This is a genomic window from Polymorphobacter multimanifer (assembly GCF_014205635.1).
Lineage (GTDB): Bacteria > Pseudomonadota > Alphaproteobacteria > Sphingomonadales > Sphingomonadaceae > Sandarakinorhabdus > Sandarakinorhabdus multimanifer.
In genome coordinates this window covers 102,732-116,305 of sequence record NZ_JACIIV010000012.1, presented here as the reverse complement: position 1 = coordinate 116,305, position 13,574 = coordinate 102,732, and the positions used below count along the sequence as shown (strand labels likewise).

Sequence of the window (13,574 nt, the reverse complement as noted above, 5' to 3'; positions counted from 1 at the left end):
GCGCAGGCCCCAACGACAATTATATGATAAATCTGCGGCAGCAAGCGCTATTGCGACAAACCGCTCGCCAGATCAAACGGCAGCCCGAACGGAGGATCTCGAAAATGCATTGGCGCGACGGCTATATCGCAGTGGATTGGGGCACGACCAACCGCCGCGCCTGGCATGTCGCGCCCGATGGGCAAATCGTCGCTCAGTTCGATGACGATATCGGCATCATGGCCGTTCCACCCGGGCGCTTCGAGCAAGCCGCAGCAGAGGTACGCACTCGCCTCGGCGATCTCCCCATGTTGCTCGGCGGCATGGTCGGCTCGAACCGTGGCTGGCGCGAAGCACCCTATGCCTCCGCTCCCGCCGGGATGGAGACCGTCGCCAAAAACATCCTGTGGATCGAATCTGGTCGGACCGGGATCGTCCCCGGAATCAGCCAGCAGGGTATCAGCCAGCAGGGCGCCGCAGGCGCCGATGTCATGCGCGGCGAGGAGGTGCAGGTCTTCGGCGCCATTGCCGCCGGCCTGATGGCGCCCGATGGCCTCGTCTGCCACCCCGGCACCCACGCCAAATGGATCCGGATCGCGCAGCGGCAGATCACCATGTTCCGCACCATGATGACCGGCGAGCTCTTCGCCCTCCTCAGCCGCCACAGCATTCTCGCCGCCCAGCTCGAGGCGGACGTCACTGCCGGCGAAGCCTTTCATGCCGGCGTCGACGAGGCTCTTGCCGGAGGCGATGTCCTCTCCGGCCTGTTCCGCATCCGCGCCCGTCACCTGCTCGGCGAGGAAAAGCGCAGCGGCGAGGGCGCGTCCTACGCCAGCGGCCTGCTCATCGGCTGCGATGTCCGCGTCGGCCTGACCCTGGGCGATGCGCGACACGTGACACTCATCGGCCGGCCCGATCTTTGCGCGCTTTATGCCGCTGCCATCGCCCGCGCCGGTCGCGAAACATCGATGGTCGATGGAGCGCAAGCCTTTCTCGCCGGCATGCACCAGCTGGTGGAAACGCTGTGATCAACGCGGTGCACGGGAACTGCGCATGACAATCCGAATCGCTCTCATCGGCTTCGGAAAGATCGCGCGCGATCAGCATGTGCCTTCCATTGCAGCCGATCCGCATTTCGAGCTGGTGGCGGTCACCAGCCGCAGTGGCGAGACCGCCGATGGCGTCCCCTGCTTTGCAGATCTCGGCGCGCTGCTCGCCGCCATGCCCGGCCAGATCGATGCAGTCGCCATCTGCACCCCCCCCGATGTCCGCCACGCCATTGCCGCCGATGCGCTCGATGCGGGCCTTGCCGTGCTTCTGGAAAAGCCCCCGACCGCAACCTTGGGCGAGATCGAGGATCTCGTGCAACGCGCCGCCGCATGCGGCCAGCCGCTCCATGCCAGCTGGCATTCGCAGCACGCCCCCACCGTCAGGGCCGCCGCGGCGCTGCTCCGCGGCACGGTCGTTCGTCGCCTCCGCATCACCTGGCGCGAGGACGTGCGCAAATGGCATTCCGGCCAGGAATGGATCTGGGAGCCGGGGGGCTTCGGCGTCTTCGATCCCGGCATCAACGCGCTTTCGATCGCCACCGCGATCCTGCCCGAACGACTGATCGTGCGCGCCGCCGATCTGCAGCTGCCCGGCAACCGGCAGACGCCGATCGCAGCCGATCTCACCTTCGCCGGCGAAGATTTTTCGGCCGCGTTCGATTGGCGCCATCAGGGCGATGAGGAACGAACGATCGAGATCGAGACGACTACAAATCGGCACATCAAGCTCGGGGACAGCGGCGCCAGCCTGTTCGTCGACGGCATTGCGCACCCCGTCGAGCCGCGAGCCGAATACCCGTCGATCTATGCCCGCTTCGCCGAGCTGGTCGCCGCCGGTCAGAGCGACGTCGATGTCGAACCGCTGCGCATCGTTGCCGACGCGCTTCTCCTCGCCCGCCGCACCATGGTCGAGCCCTTCGTATGGACCGCAGGGGAGTGATCGCGCATGATGCCGGATAACAGGGCATGAATCACGATATCCGGGGGGATGGCATTTTGGACGGCACTGGCGCGCGATCTGAGCCGGCGGGGGCCGGCCGCAATCTCACCTATGGAATGCTCGACACACTCGGCAAGGCCATTGTCACCGGCCGCTACGACGACGCGCCCTTTCCGACCGAATCGGATCTGGCAAAGGAATATGCCGTCAGCCGCTCGGTCACGCGCGAGGCCGTCAAGATGCTCACCGCCAAGGGTCTGCTCACGGCACGTCCGCGCAAGGGCACCAGCGTGCAGCCCGCGGTCAACTGGAACCTGTTCGATCCCGACGTCCTGCGCTGGCTGCTCGAGCGCAAGTTCTCGCTCGATCTGCTGCGCCAGTTCACCGAGCTCAGGATCGCCATCGAGCCGGCAGCGGCAGCGCTCGCTGCCCGTGCGGCCAACCAGGAGCGCATTGCCGCCATCCACGCCGGGTTCGATCGCATGGCCGCCGCCGAAGCCGGGGACGATGATCCGCTCGAATCCGACATCGCCTTTCACATCGCGGTCCTCCGTGCCTCGGCAAACCCGTTCTATGCGCAGTTCCAGGATGTGGTGACCACGGCGCTGCGCACCTCGATCCGCTTCACCAACCGCTTCAAGGGTCGAACCGCCAGCCTTTCCCAGCACTATGCCGTGCTGGGAGCGATCGAAGATGGCGATTCCCAAACCGCGAAGACAGCAATGGTGGAGCTTATCGCCGATGTGATGGTTCTCATCGATGACGCCGAACGAAAGGCCTGAGATGGAATGCATCGCCGATGTCGGCGCCACGCTGGGCGAAGGCCCGGTGTGGGACAGCCGCGAAGCGGCACTCTACTGGGTCGATATTCCCGCAAAGCGCCTGTTTCGCTGGTCGCACGCCGATGGCCACCGCGCCATTGCACTCCCCAGAGACGTCTGCTCGCTGCTGCCGCGCGCCCGCGGCGGCTTCATCGGCGGCGGCCATGACGGCTTTCTGGCGATCAGCGCCGATTTCGCGGTCGAACTGATCGGAAATCCCGAGCCCGATCTGCCGGGCAACCGCTTCAACGATGGCAAGCTCGACCGCCAGGGCCGGCTCTGGGCCGGCACCATGGACAATGCCGAGGGCAAGGACAGCGGTTCGCTCTACCGCCTCGACCCCGACCTTAGCTGGCAGCGCATCGACAGCGGCTACCGCGTGACCAACGGCCCGGCCTTCAGCCGCGACGGCCGAACCCTCTATCACACCGATTCCGCCCGCCAGACTGTCCATGCCTTCGATCTGGCGGCCGATGGCTCGGCCACCGGCCGGCGCGTGCATCTGCAGTTCGGCGCTGGCGACGGCTACCCCGATGGCATGACGGTGGACGCCGAGGACTGTCTCTGGATCGCCTTCTGGGACGGCTGGCGCGTCGCGCGCTTTGCCCCGACCGGCGAGTGCATTGCCCAACTTCCAGTGCCCGTTCAGCGGCCGACCAGCTGCACCTTCGGAGGCCGCGATCTCGATTGCCTTTTCATCACATCGGCCAGCCGCGACCTCTCGGCACAGGAGCGCGCCGACCAGCCCTGTGCCGGCGGGCTGTTCATGGCCAGACCGGGTGTCAGCGGCATCGCAGACGTGCCCTTCCAAGGCTGATTGCCAGTCAAAGGAGAAAGATCATCGCCAATTTCCTGTTCGCGACCGGGATCGAAAACAGCATCCCGACGATCAATGGCGGGCGCACCCGTGTCGACCAGATGGAGTCCTGTGGCCATTATCGCCATTGGCGCACCGACTTCGACTGTGTCGAGGATATCGGAATCAACTATCTGCGCTACGGCCCGCCACTCCACACCACCTATCTCGGTCCCGGCCGTCACGACTGGGCCTTCGCCGACGAGACACTGACCGATCTCAGGCGCCGCAACATCGTGCCCATCATCGACCTGTGCCATTTCGGCGTCCCCGACTGGATCGGCAACTTCCAGAACCCCGACTTTCCCCAGCTGTTCGCGCTTTATGCCGGCGAATTCGCGGAACGCTTTCCCTGGGTCCAGCTCTACACACCGATCAACGAGATGTTCGTCTGCGCGGTCTTCTCCGGCATGTACGGCTGGTGGAACGAACAGCTGCAAAGCGATACCGGCTTCGTCACGGCGCTCAAGCATATCGTCAAGGCCAATGTCATGGCGATGACCGAGATCCTCAAGCGGCGTCCCGACGCCATCTTCATCCAGAGCGAATCTTCCGAATATTTCCATGCCGACAGCCCGGCCGCCATCCATCACGCCGAGCTGCGCAACCGCTGGCGCTTTCTGTCGCTCGATCTCAACTACGGCAACCGCGTCAACAGCGACATGTACGAGTATCTGCTCGACAACGGCATGACCCGCGACGAATACAAGTGGTTTCTGTCGCACCGGTTGAAACAGCACTGCATTCTCGGCAACGACTATTATGCCACCAACGAGCATCGCGTCTTCGCCGATGGCCACACCGAATCCGCCGGCGAGGTGTTCGGCTATGGCGAGATCACCCGCCAGTATCACGAGCGCTACGGCCTGCCGATCATGCACACCGAAACCAACATGCGCGAAGGCCCGACCGGCCTCGAGGCGGTGCAATGGCTCTGGAAGCAATGGGCAAACGTGCTGCGCATCCGCAACGTCGGCATTCCCACCATGGGCTTCACCTGGTATTCGCTCACCGACCAGACCGACTGGGACACGGCGCTGCGCGAGGTCAACAATCGCGTCCACCCTGTCGGCCTGTTCGATCTCGATCGCAAATGCCGCCCGGTCGGCCACGCCTACAAGAAGCTGATTGCAGACTGGCGCGATCTGCTGCCCGCCTCCAGCCACTGTCTTGCGCTGCCGATCAAATCGATGGGGCTCGTCAGCGCACCCTGACCTCGCCCATCACATCCGCTTCAGGCCGCGACCTTCAGCGCAACCTCGGCGTATCGACGCTCCAGCCCTGCTTCCACAGCCGTCAATGGCCGATCGAATACCACGGCAATATGCCGACCGAAATCATCATCACCGCGCAGACGCACCTTGGCATCCAGCCCGTGCGCCGCGCCGTCGCGGATGGCCGTCAACCGCTCGATCAGCGCGTCGAGCGACGCTGTTTCGGGTATCACGACATAGTCCCTGATCGTCCTGCTCATCGGCAACCCCCCGCAATCGCGTCGTGCGCAACCTTCATGGAAACACGATGATGTTGACGGCACAAGTCAGGGAAGTTCAGCATAAAGCCGGTTCACCCTGCGCTCGGCGTCCGCCAATGCCCGGTCGATCGGCTTTATCCCGGTCACCGCCGCCTCGAGCTCTTCGCCGATCAGGCCCTGGATCGCGCTCTGGCGCCGCACATGCTCGGGAAGCTGGGTGCCGGTGCTTGCGATGGCAACAATGTCGCCCCGGTGCGGAAGCGCGCGGAAGCTGTCCGTCTCCAGCACCGGCTGAAACGCCGGCAGCTGCCCCGTCCGCGACCAATCGGCATTGTACCGCGCGAGAAACCCCAGAAACCGCGCGATCGCGGCCCGTTCGCTGCGGCTGCGCGCCGCCCGCGGCATCACCCAGGCATGGCCATCGACAAAGGCGGCATCCTGCCCCCACAACCTCGGAAACGGCGCGATCGCATAGCTCCGGTAGAGTGCGGATCCCGGCCGCGCCGCCTCCGCATCATAGGGCCCGATCATCCAGGTGCCGACCGGAAAGATGCCGCCGCCGCCCTGCACGAAGCGCGCCGTCGCGGCGGGGAAATCCTGGTTGCGCGTCGTCAGCCCCTCGGCATGCAGCTGGCGGAACAACGCTACCACCTGCCGCGCCGCCGGCGTGTCGAGCCGCACATGCCGCGCATCGGGGAAGATCGTATCACCCTGTGCCAGCAAATAGGTGTAGAGCAGCGCCACATGAAAATCGGGCGCATTGACATGCGCTTGCACAAGATAGGGCTTGCCCGTCGCTGCCTTGAACTGCCGGGCCTGGGCAAGAAGCTCGTCGGGCGATCGCGGCAGCACCGGCTTGCCATCCCGCATCAAGCCGGCCTGTGCCATCAGCCGGGTGTTGATGTGGAACAGCCGCCCGATCGTGTCCCAGGGCATGGCATAAACCCGCCCGTATTTCACCACCCCGGCCCGCGCGGCAGGGGTGAAGGTCGCAGCGTCCACGCCCGCCTCCACAAGAACGCCGTCCATCGGCTCGAGCAGGCCCCGGTCCTGATAGTCCGAAATCACCGACTGGTGCATCGTTACCAGGTCTGGCGGGTCACCGGCGGCAATCTGGGCGGCCAGTTGCGGATAACCCGGCCAGGCCACGACATTCACCTTCAACCGAATGTCCGGATTCTCGGCCTCGAACCGGTTGAACAGCGTCGTCAGGATGCCGCACTCGGTGTCGGCCGCAGCGACATCGGTGCTGCCGCCATGAATGACGCCGCATTCCCCGAAGAAGCGCTGCACCACGATCTCGGGGCGCTGGTCCGGCGCCGCACACCCCGCCAGCAGCAGCAACAACAGCCCGCACCACCTCATCGCACCGCGGTCCCGGCCATGGCGCGCACGATCTGCTTCTGGAAGACGATGTACACGATCAGGATCGGCACCGATGCAAACACCGCCTGCGCCATCAGAAAGCCGAGACCACTCGTCTGGGCATAGTTCATCTGCGCCGATGCGAGGCCCACGGTCAGCGTGTAATAGTCGCTCGTCGTCGCCGAGATCAGCGGCCACCAGTAATCGTTCCACGAAGCCAGGAACGTGAAGACGCCGAGCGTCGCCTGCGCCGGGATCGTGAGCGGCAACAACACGCTCCAGAACAGCCGGAGGCGCGAGGCCCCGTCCAGCAGCGCCGCTTCATCGAGGTCGCGCGGGATGGCGCGGAAATATTGCGTCATGAAGAACACGCCGAACGAGCCTGTCAGCCCCGGCAGGATCAGCCCCGGATAACTGTTGTGCAGCCCCAGCGTTGCAAACAGCTGGTGCCGCGGCAGGATCACCGCCTGCTCCGGAATCGCGAGCCCCAGCAGCACGAAAAGGAACAGCGACCGGCGGAACGGAAATTCGAGCCGCGCAAAGGCAAATCCCGCCAGCGAAGACAGCACCAGCACCCCCGCCGTCGTGCCAAGCGACACGATCAGGCTGTTCAGCAGCCAGCGCGACGTCAGCCGGTCCGCAAGGATCGCCCGGTAATTGTCGAGCGTATAGGGTGGCGAAAGCGCAGCGCCACTGTCGCCCAGCAAAGCGGCATTGCTCTTCACCGAAAGCAGCAGCGTCCACACCATCGGCGTCAGCATCACCGCCGCCCCCACCAGCAGCAACGCCAGCACCGGCCCCGAAAGCCCGGCTCGCGGTGATGTCGCGCTCACCCCGCATCCTCGCGGCGCGTCACCAGCCAATATTGCAGCAGCGTCACCACCAGGATCATCGCGAACAGAATCTCGGCAAGTGCGGTCGCATAGCCCAGCTCCCACCGCCCGAACGCCACCTCGAAGATGGCGAGCACGATCGTCCGCGACCCGCCCCCCGGCCCGCCGCCGGTGAGCAGCTGCGCCTGCCCGAACAATTGCAGCTGTCCCACCGTCTGCAGCATCACCACCAGCAGCAGCGTGCGCCGGATCGCCGGCAGCGTGATGTGCCGAAAGGTCGTCCACCGCCCGGCGCGGTCGAGCGCCGCCGCCTCATACACATCCGCCGGCACCTGCTGCAGCCCCGCCAGAAACAGCATGATCGGAAAGCCCAAGGACCACCAGATCGTGGTGATGGCGATCGCCGGGATCACCAGCGCCTGGTCGCTCAGGAACGGCAGCGGCTCCCGCCCCAGCGCATCCGCCGCCACCGCCAGCAGCCCGGCATCGGGCGTCAGGATGAAGCGCCAGATCAGCGTGACGATGGTGACCGACAGCACCGAGGACGAAAAGAAGATGCCCCTGAACACCGCCGCACCGCGCGTGGCGCGGTTGAGCGCCAGCGCCAGCAGCAGCGCCAGCGCCGTCAGCGGCGGCACGATCAGCAGCGCCAGCAGCAGCGTGTTGCCGATCGCCTGATGCACCACCGGGTCGGCCAAGGCGGTGGCATAATTGCCGAGCCCGATCCATTCGCGCGCGCCGAACAGGTCGGCGCGGTGAAAGCTGATGCCGATGCCCATCAGCAGCGGCCAGATCAGCACCACGCCATAGAGCAGCAGGAACGGCGCCACAAAGGCCAGGCCCTCGAGCCGCCGGGGTGCGCCGCCGGACTTCATGTGGCCGCATCCGCATGCCGCCCCGTGCCGTCCGCCTCGAAAAGATGCGCCGCATCGCCATCGATCCGCAGCCCCACCCGGTCACCGACGCGCACGGCGCTGCTGCCGATATCCTGCGCGATCATTTCGAGCCCATCGGCAAGGCAGGCATAAACAAACGTCCGGTCGCCCAGCCGCTCCACCAGGATGACCTCGGCCTGCAAGGTCGCCGCCTCGGCAGGCGCCAGCGAAACATGCTCGGGCCGCAGGCCGAGCGACACCGGCGCGCCATCCACCAGCCCGTTCCGCGGCACCCGGGTCATCACCTCGGCACCACCTGCCAGCCTAACGCGTGCGAACCTGTCATTCCCCGGCATCACGGTCGCCGGAGCCAGCGTCATCGCCGGGGACCCCACGAACCGCGCCACAAAGGCATTGGCCGGGCGGGCATAGATGTCCATCGGCGTGCCCACCTGCTGGATCCGGCGCTCGTTCAGCACCACCATCCGGTCGGCCAGCGTCATCGCCTCGGCCTGGTCGTGCGTCACCATGATCAGCGCCGCATCGACCCGCTGGCGCAGCTGCGCAAGCTCCACCCGCGTCCGCGTGCGCAGCGCCGCATCGAGGTTGGACAGCGGCTCGTCGAGCAGGAACAGCTTGGGCTGCTTCACGATCGCCCGGCCGATCGCGACGCGCTGCCGCTGCCCGCCCGACATCTGGCCGGGCTTCTTCTCGAGCTGCGCCTCGATCTCCAGGACATGCGCCGCCTGCGCGATCCGCGCGTCGATCTCGGGTTTCGGCACGCCGGCGTTGCGCAGGCCGAAGGCCATGTTCTCGCGCACGGTCATGTGCGGATAGAGCGCATAATGCTGGAACACCATCGCGACACCGCGGTCCCCCGGCGGCAGCGCATCAATCCGGCGGCCCTCCAGCCACACCTCGCCGCCATCGGCCGTCTCCAGCCCGGCAATGATCCTGAGCAACGTCGATTTGCCGCTTCCCGAAGGCCCCAGAAAAGCGATCAGCTCACGCGCTGCAACCTCGAGCGACACACGATCGAGCACGAGCGTATCGCCATACGACTTGTGGACGTCCTTCAGCGCAAGGCTGGCCACGGGCTCTCCCTTATTATCATACTTATTCGGTTGTCGAGCAGATCGGGGCCTGCGTCAACGCCCCGCCATCATCGTCAGCCGCAAGCAGGCCTTCGATGACATGGTGCTGGATGACTGGCTCGAGCCGCTCGACGACGCGCGCAGCAAGATGCTCGCGCACCTGCGCCGGAGCCGCGTCGAGCCAGCCGCGCGTCACCTGCAGATCATGGTGGTCGGCGTTGCAGGCGTCGGGGGCATCGACACCGATCACCAGCACCGGTCGCGGCTCGTCCGACCGGTTCGCCGTGCCGCGGTGCACGGTCAGCGCCGAACGTGCCGAAATATCGCCACGTTGCGGCATCTTGCGCACCGCCCGTGCCCGGTAGCGCTCCCAGAGCGCCTGCGGCGGAAACATGCCCTGCTCGCAGCCGTCGAACTCGTCCCATTGGGTGCCGGGCGCAATCTCGAACGGCCCATGCTCGGGCCTGGTGTCGACCGTCGTCAGGTTGAACGCGAGGGAATCGAGGCGGCGATCGCGGCTGGTCGCCGCCGGCACCGCGAAATCCCGGTGCCACGGCTGGTCGGCAGCGCCGGGAAACGGAATGTCGAACCCGACCTCGACGATGCGATAGCGCTTCGTCAGCACCGTCTCGCACACCGCCACGAACCAGGGATGGGTGACGATGGCGACAAACCCGCCGATCCGCTCGGGCTGCACCTCGACATACCAGCGCTGCGGCCCACGCGGCAGCGCGCCGCCCGTTACCTGCCGCGCCTCGGCAAAAAGCGTCATCAGGTCATGATGAAGACCATCGGCAAAACGCGGCTCGAAAGCCCCCTTCAACCCGATGATCCCGTCGCCAAAGAGCCCGCCCATGATCTCGGACGGCTCGATCGTCGCGGCAGCACCACCATTCATCTGCACAAAATTCCATTTTGTATGACAATTATGATTTATCCTCTTTTCCAGTCGATGGCGAGACGGCTATTTGAAGGCCATGAGCAAGAGCGAATCATTCCAGGTCGAACCCGTTGCCGATGGCATCGCCACCCGCCTGACGGTTCGTCATGGCGAAAGATCGGTCACATATCGCATCCCCACCGGACAGCATCAGCATTACGCATTGTTCCACAGCGAGCTTTCCCGTGATTTCGGCACCCGCTCGCCCGACATGCACCGGTCGCTGCCTCCGACCGAAGGTGTCGAACCCGAATGGCGCCCGCTCATCCTCGAGAACCTCAGCCCCCTCACCACGGCCGGCTATGGCGATCCCGCCGTGCTCAAGACCGAAGAAGGCTATTACCTCGTCGCGACGTCGAACGATGCGCCCGATGCCTTTCCGATCCTCCACTCCGACGACCTGATGAGCTGGACCCATCGCGGCTTTGTCTTCCCCAGCGGCGAAGCTCCGGCCTGGACAGCGCATGGGCGGTTCGTCGGAGATTTCTGGGCACCGGAAATGGCCAAATGCGGCGATGAATACTGGATCGTCTACACTGCCCGCCAGAAGTCCAACGCGCTCGCGATCGGCCTCGCCCGCGCGCCGCATCCGACCGGGCCCTGGACCGACCTTGGACACCCGCTGGTCAACAGCCATGCCTACAACACCAGCGGCATGCCCGACGATCCGACCCAGCCGATGATGAGCGGCGGCGTCATCGATTCCCACATCTTCATCGACACCAATGGCGAGCGCTACCTGTTCTGGAAGCGCGACACCAACGGCGTCTGGCCCCGCCCTCTGGCAGGCCTGCTCCGCCGCCAGCCCGAGTTGATCGACCAACTTTTCACGAGCGAAGCCGACCGTCGCACCGCCGCTTTCGCCGCCGCCATCCAGCCCTGGGCCAACGGACGCCGGCCGATCGAGCGCTTCTTCCTGATGCAGCCGCTGATCGAGGCGGTGATCGCCAACTGGAGCCATGCCAAGGCGTTTCTCGCCACCATCGAGGGTGCGGAAGACATTCTCGATGCCATGAGCACGCCGATCCACGTCCAGCGCCTCGGCGACGATGGCGAACTGATCGGCGAGGACTCGATCGTTCTCACCAACGACCAGGAGTGGGAAGGCCATCTGATCGAGGGCCCATGGGTCACCTTGCAGAAGGGCCGCTACTGGATGTTCTATGCCGGCAATGATTTCGGCACCCCGGCCTATGGGATCGGCGTCGCCGTCGCCGATCATCCGCTCGGCCCCTATGTCAAGCAGCAAGGGGCGCTCCTCAAGTCGACGCGAAGCTGGTGGGCCCCCGGCCATGCCTCGGTGGCCTGCAATCTCGAAGGCGAGCCGCAGCTCTTCTTCCACGCCTTCTTCCCCGGCACCGGTGGCTACAACGCCTTCCGCGCACTTCTGACCGCACCCCTGCACTTCTCCGCCGACAAGGTAGACGTCGGCTAAGTCCTTCTGCCTGCTTCATTCAACGCCTGGTGCAGGTAGGCGCGCCGTACCGGCAGTGGCAGATTCTACTTGCTGGCGAACAAATGTTCGCCATGCGTCATTTTTTTGCGTTACATTCTTCTCGGGAAAAGGGGAATGATCATGCGCATTCGAGGAACAATCCTGGCCACCACATTGGCGCTGCTGCTTGCCAGTCCGGCGAGTGCCGGCGAGCCGGCCGGCCGCGGCAACCATACCGATCTGGTGGCGCTTTTCGGCGAATATCAGGCCTGGAAAGCCGGCATCGGCACCGAGCACACCCCGCAGGCCGTCGCCGCTCGACTGGAAACGCTCGGCGCCCTTCGCGCGCGGCTGAACCGCATCGGTGTCCAGGGCTGGCCACGCCACCAGAAGGCCGATTGGCTGGTGGTGCGCTCGCGGCTCGATGAAGCCGAGTTCGTCCACAAGATCACGCGTCCCTGGGCACGCGACCCCGGTTTCGTTCTCGAGCCCATCCAGCGTCTCGCCTTCACCACCCTGCCCGGCGACCCGGCCTTTGCCGCAAAGCTGCGCGGCGTGCCGACGACGCTCGCCAATGCGCGCGCAACGCTCGATGATGTCGCCGCCGACCATGCCGACCTGGCGCTGCGCTCGCTCGTCCAGTCCGATGGTGTCGAGGACGGCTACCCCTATCGCGCCGATCCGCCCAGGGGCGTCATCGGCTGGTACAAGGATCTGCAGGGCCGCGCCGCCAAAGAGGCACCCGCCCTCGTGCCGGATATCGAAAAGGCCATTGCGGCGCTGGAAGACTATCGCCGCTGGCTCGCCTCCGAGCGCCCGCGCATGCAAGGCCGCGCCGGCGTCGGCACGGAAGCGCTCGACTGGTACCTCCGCCATGTGCTGCTGATGCCCTACACCTCGCAGGATGCCGCCACGCTCAGCCAGCGCGAACTCGACCGGCTATGGGGCTTCTACGCCCTCGAGCGCCACCGCAACCGCGCTCTTCCCGAGATCAAGCTCGCCGCCTCGGACGCCGAATACATGGCGCGCGTCGAGGCGACCGATGCCCGCGTCCGGCGCTTCCTCGTCGAGGAAGATTTCATCTCCATCCCCGACATGATCCCCGCCGACTGGCGCAAGCTCATCGTGCCGGGCACCTATTCCGAGCCGATCAACGTCCCCTTCATCACCCGCGCGACGCCGCCCAATTACTGGGAGCAGATCCAGTTCCGCGATCCCTCGCCCGATCATCTCCACGCCGTCATCCCCGGCCACCGCTTCGATCTGCTCATCTCCAACGCCAACCCCAATCCCATCCGCGCCGGGGTGGTCGATGGCGCCCGCTGGCAGGGCTGGGCGGTCTATCTGGAGGAAGCAGCCCTCCAGGCCGGCTTCTTCGATGATCAGCCCCGCCAGCGCGAGCTCATCCAGCTCTTCGGCCTGTGGCGCGCCGCCCGTGCACTCGGAGACGTCTGGAACCAGCGCAACGAGAAGACCGCGGCCGAAGTGTCCGCCTACTGGCTCAAGGTCACACCGCTGCTCGATGCCGATGTCGCGCGCAAATACGCCCATATCCGCACCCTCCCCGGCCACGGCCTCGAATATACCATCGGCAATGTGCAGATGTGGAACCTCCTCTCCGAGCGCCGCCAGCAGCTCGGGGACAAGTTCGAGCTCAAGGCCTTCCACGATGATTTCATCCGCCGCGGCCGCATCCCGATGTCGCTCATCCGCTACGAGATGACCGGCAACGACAGCGACCTGCCCTGGCTTTTCGACGATACGCCGATGCCTGCCGTCAAATGAAATTCTGGGGGGAAAGCTGGTCGGAGCGACAGGATTCGAACCTGCGACCCCTAGACCCCCAGTCTAGTGCGCTACCAGGCTGCGCCACGCTCCGACCGAAGGGCGCGCATAGCCGCCCGCACGCCTCA

13 protein-coding genes and 1 tRNA gene are annotated in these 13,574 nt (G+C 65.5%); 7 read left to right on the top strand and 7 right to left on the bottom strand.

What is annotated here, in order from left to right; all coding sequences use genetic code 11:
* Window positions 1-104 precede the first annotated feature (104 nt).
* The 5 genes from FHS79_RS09685 (at window position 105) to FHS79_RS09665 (ending at window position 4,859) form a co-directional block, all read left to right on the top strand.
* Window positions 105-1,007, top strand: coding sequence for a 2-dehydro-3-deoxygalactonokinase (locus tag FHS79_RS09685; RefSeq protein WP_184198936.1), 903 nt, complete (start codon window positions 105-107; stop codon window positions 1,005-1,007).
* 25 nt (window positions 1,008-1,032) lie between these two features.
* Window positions 1,033-1,968: a Gfo/Idh/MocA family protein gene (locus FHS79_RS09680; protein WP_184198933.1), complete on the top strand. Its 936-nt coding sequence runs from the start codon at window positions 1,033-1,035 to the stop codon at window positions 1,966-1,968.
* Between the two features lie 116 nt (window positions 1,969-2,084).
* Window positions 2,085-2,750 (top strand): FadR/GntR family transcriptional regulator, encoded by a 666-nt coding sequence (locus FHS79_RS09675; RefSeq protein WP_243452800.1) that lies wholly within the window; start codon window positions 2,085-2,087, stop codon window positions 2,748-2,750.
* 1 nt (window position 2,751) lies between these two features.
* On the top strand, window positions 2,752-3,606 hold the full coding sequence (locus tag FHS79_RS09670) for an SMP-30/gluconolactonase/LRE family protein (RefSeq protein ID WP_207792295.1): 855 nt from the start codon (window positions 2,752-2,754) through the stop codon (window positions 3,604-3,606).
* A gap of 101 nt (window positions 3,607-3,707) precedes the next feature.
* A complete protein-coding gene (locus FHS79_RS09665; RefSeq protein WP_184198923.1) occupies window positions 3,708-4,859 on the top strand; it encodes a family 1 glycosylhydrolase in 1,152 nt (383 codons plus the stop codon).
* 20 nt (window positions 4,860-4,879) lie between these two features.
* Here FHS79_RS09665 and FHS79_RS09660 read toward each other — a convergent pair whose 3' ends face one another.
* The 6 genes from FHS79_RS09660 to FHS79_RS09635 all read right to left on the bottom strand — a co-directional run bounded on the left by FHS79_RS09660 (window position 4,880) and on the right by FHS79_RS09635 (window position 10,184).
* Complete coding sequence (locus tag FHS79_RS09660) at window positions 4,880-5,119, bottom strand: hypothetical protein (protein ID WP_184198921.1); 240 nt, start codon at window positions 5,117-5,119, stop codon at window positions 4,880-4,882.
* Window positions 5,120-5,185: 66 nt separating this feature from the next.
* Window positions 5,186-6,466, bottom strand: coding sequence for an ABC transporter substrate-binding protein (locus FHS79_RS09655; protein ID WP_207792294.1), 1,281 nt, complete (start codon window positions 6,464-6,466; stop codon window positions 5,186-5,188).
* A 14-nt stretch (window positions 6,467-6,480) separates the two neighbouring features.
* A complete protein-coding gene (locus FHS79_RS09650; RefSeq protein WP_243453396.1) occupies window positions 6,481-7,317 on the bottom strand; it encodes a carbohydrate ABC transporter permease in 837 nt (278 codons plus the stop codon).
* Entirely contained in the window at window positions 7,314-8,192 is an 879-nt protein-coding gene (locus FHS79_RS09645; RefSeq protein WP_184198916.1) for a carbohydrate ABC transporter permease, read from the bottom strand. Before FHS79_RS09645 ends, FHS79_RS09650 begins: the two co-directional genes overlap by 4 nt.
* A complete protein-coding gene (locus FHS79_RS09640) occupies window positions 8,189-9,286 on the bottom strand; it encodes an ATP-binding cassette domain-containing protein (protein WP_184198914.1) in 1,098 nt (365 codons plus the stop codon). Before FHS79_RS09640 ends, FHS79_RS09645 begins: the two co-directional genes overlap by 4 nt.
* Window positions 9,287-9,308: 22 nt before the next feature.
* Window positions 9,309-10,184: a phytanoyl-CoA dioxygenase family protein gene (locus FHS79_RS09635; RefSeq protein WP_184199018.1), complete on the bottom strand. Its 876-nt coding sequence runs from the start codon at window positions 10,182-10,184 to the stop codon at window positions 9,309-9,311.
* 79 nt (window positions 10,185-10,263) lie between these two features.
* Here FHS79_RS09635 and FHS79_RS09630 point away from each other — a divergent pair, with 79 nt between their 5' ends.
* Both FHS79_RS09630 and FHS79_RS09625 read left to right on the top strand, forming a co-directional pair.
* Window positions 10,264-11,661, top strand: coding sequence for a glycoside hydrolase family 43 protein (locus FHS79_RS09630; RefSeq protein WP_207792293.1), 1,398 nt, complete (start codon window positions 10,264-10,266; stop codon window positions 11,659-11,661).
* 135 nt (window positions 11,662-11,796) lie between these two features.
* Window positions 11,797-13,446, top strand: a complete 1,650-nt coding sequence (locus FHS79_RS09625; RefSeq protein ID WP_184198912.1) for a DUF885 family protein — start codon at window positions 11,797-11,799, stop codon at window positions 13,444-13,446.
* A 17-nt stretch (window positions 13,447-13,463) separates the two neighbouring features.
* Here the strand turns inward: FHS79_RS09625 and FHS79_RS09620 are convergent.
* Window positions 13,464-13,540: transfer RNA gene (locus FHS79_RS09620), tRNA-Pro, on the bottom strand.
* Between the last annotated feature and the right edge of the window lie 34 nt (window positions 13,541-13,574).

Coding starts and splice junctions, on each gene's coding strand:
- FHS79_RS09665 (WP_184198923.1), top strand. CDS start 3,708: ATGGAGTCCTGTGGCCATTATCGCCATTGGCGCACCGACTTCGACTGT.
- FHS79_RS09635 (WP_184199018.1), bottom strand. CDS start 10,184: ATGAATGGTGGTGCTGCCGCGACGATCGAGCCGTCCGAGATCATGGGC.
- FHS79_RS09675 (WP_243452800.1), top strand. CDS start 2,085: ATGCTCGACACACTCGGCAAGGCCATTGTCACCGGCCGCTACGACGAC.
- FHS79_RS09680 (WP_184198933.1), top strand. CDS start 1,033: ATGACAATCCGAATCGCTCTCATCGGCTTCGGAAAGATCGCGCGCGAT.
- FHS79_RS09630 (WP_207792293.1), top strand. CDS start 10,264: ATGAGCAAGAGCGAATCATTCCAGGTCGAACCCGTTGCCGATGGCATC.
- FHS79_RS09660 (WP_184198921.1), bottom strand. CDS start 5,119: ATGAGCAGGACGATCAGGGACTATGTCGTGATACCCGAAACAGCGTCG.
- FHS79_RS09685 (WP_184198936.1), top strand. CDS start 105: ATGCATTGGCGCGACGGCTATATCGCAGTGGATTGGGGCACGACCAAC.
- FHS79_RS09670 (WP_207792295.1), top strand. CDS start 2,752: ATGGAATGCATCGCCGATGTCGGCGCCACGCTGGGCGAAGGCCCGGTG.
- FHS79_RS09625 (WP_184198912.1), top strand. CDS start 11,797: ATGATCATGCGCATTCGAGGAACAATCCTGGCCACCACATTGGCGCTG.
- FHS79_RS09645 (WP_184198916.1), bottom strand. CDS start 8,192: ATGAAGTCCGGCGGCGCACCCCGGCGGCTCGAGGGCCTGGCCTTTGTG.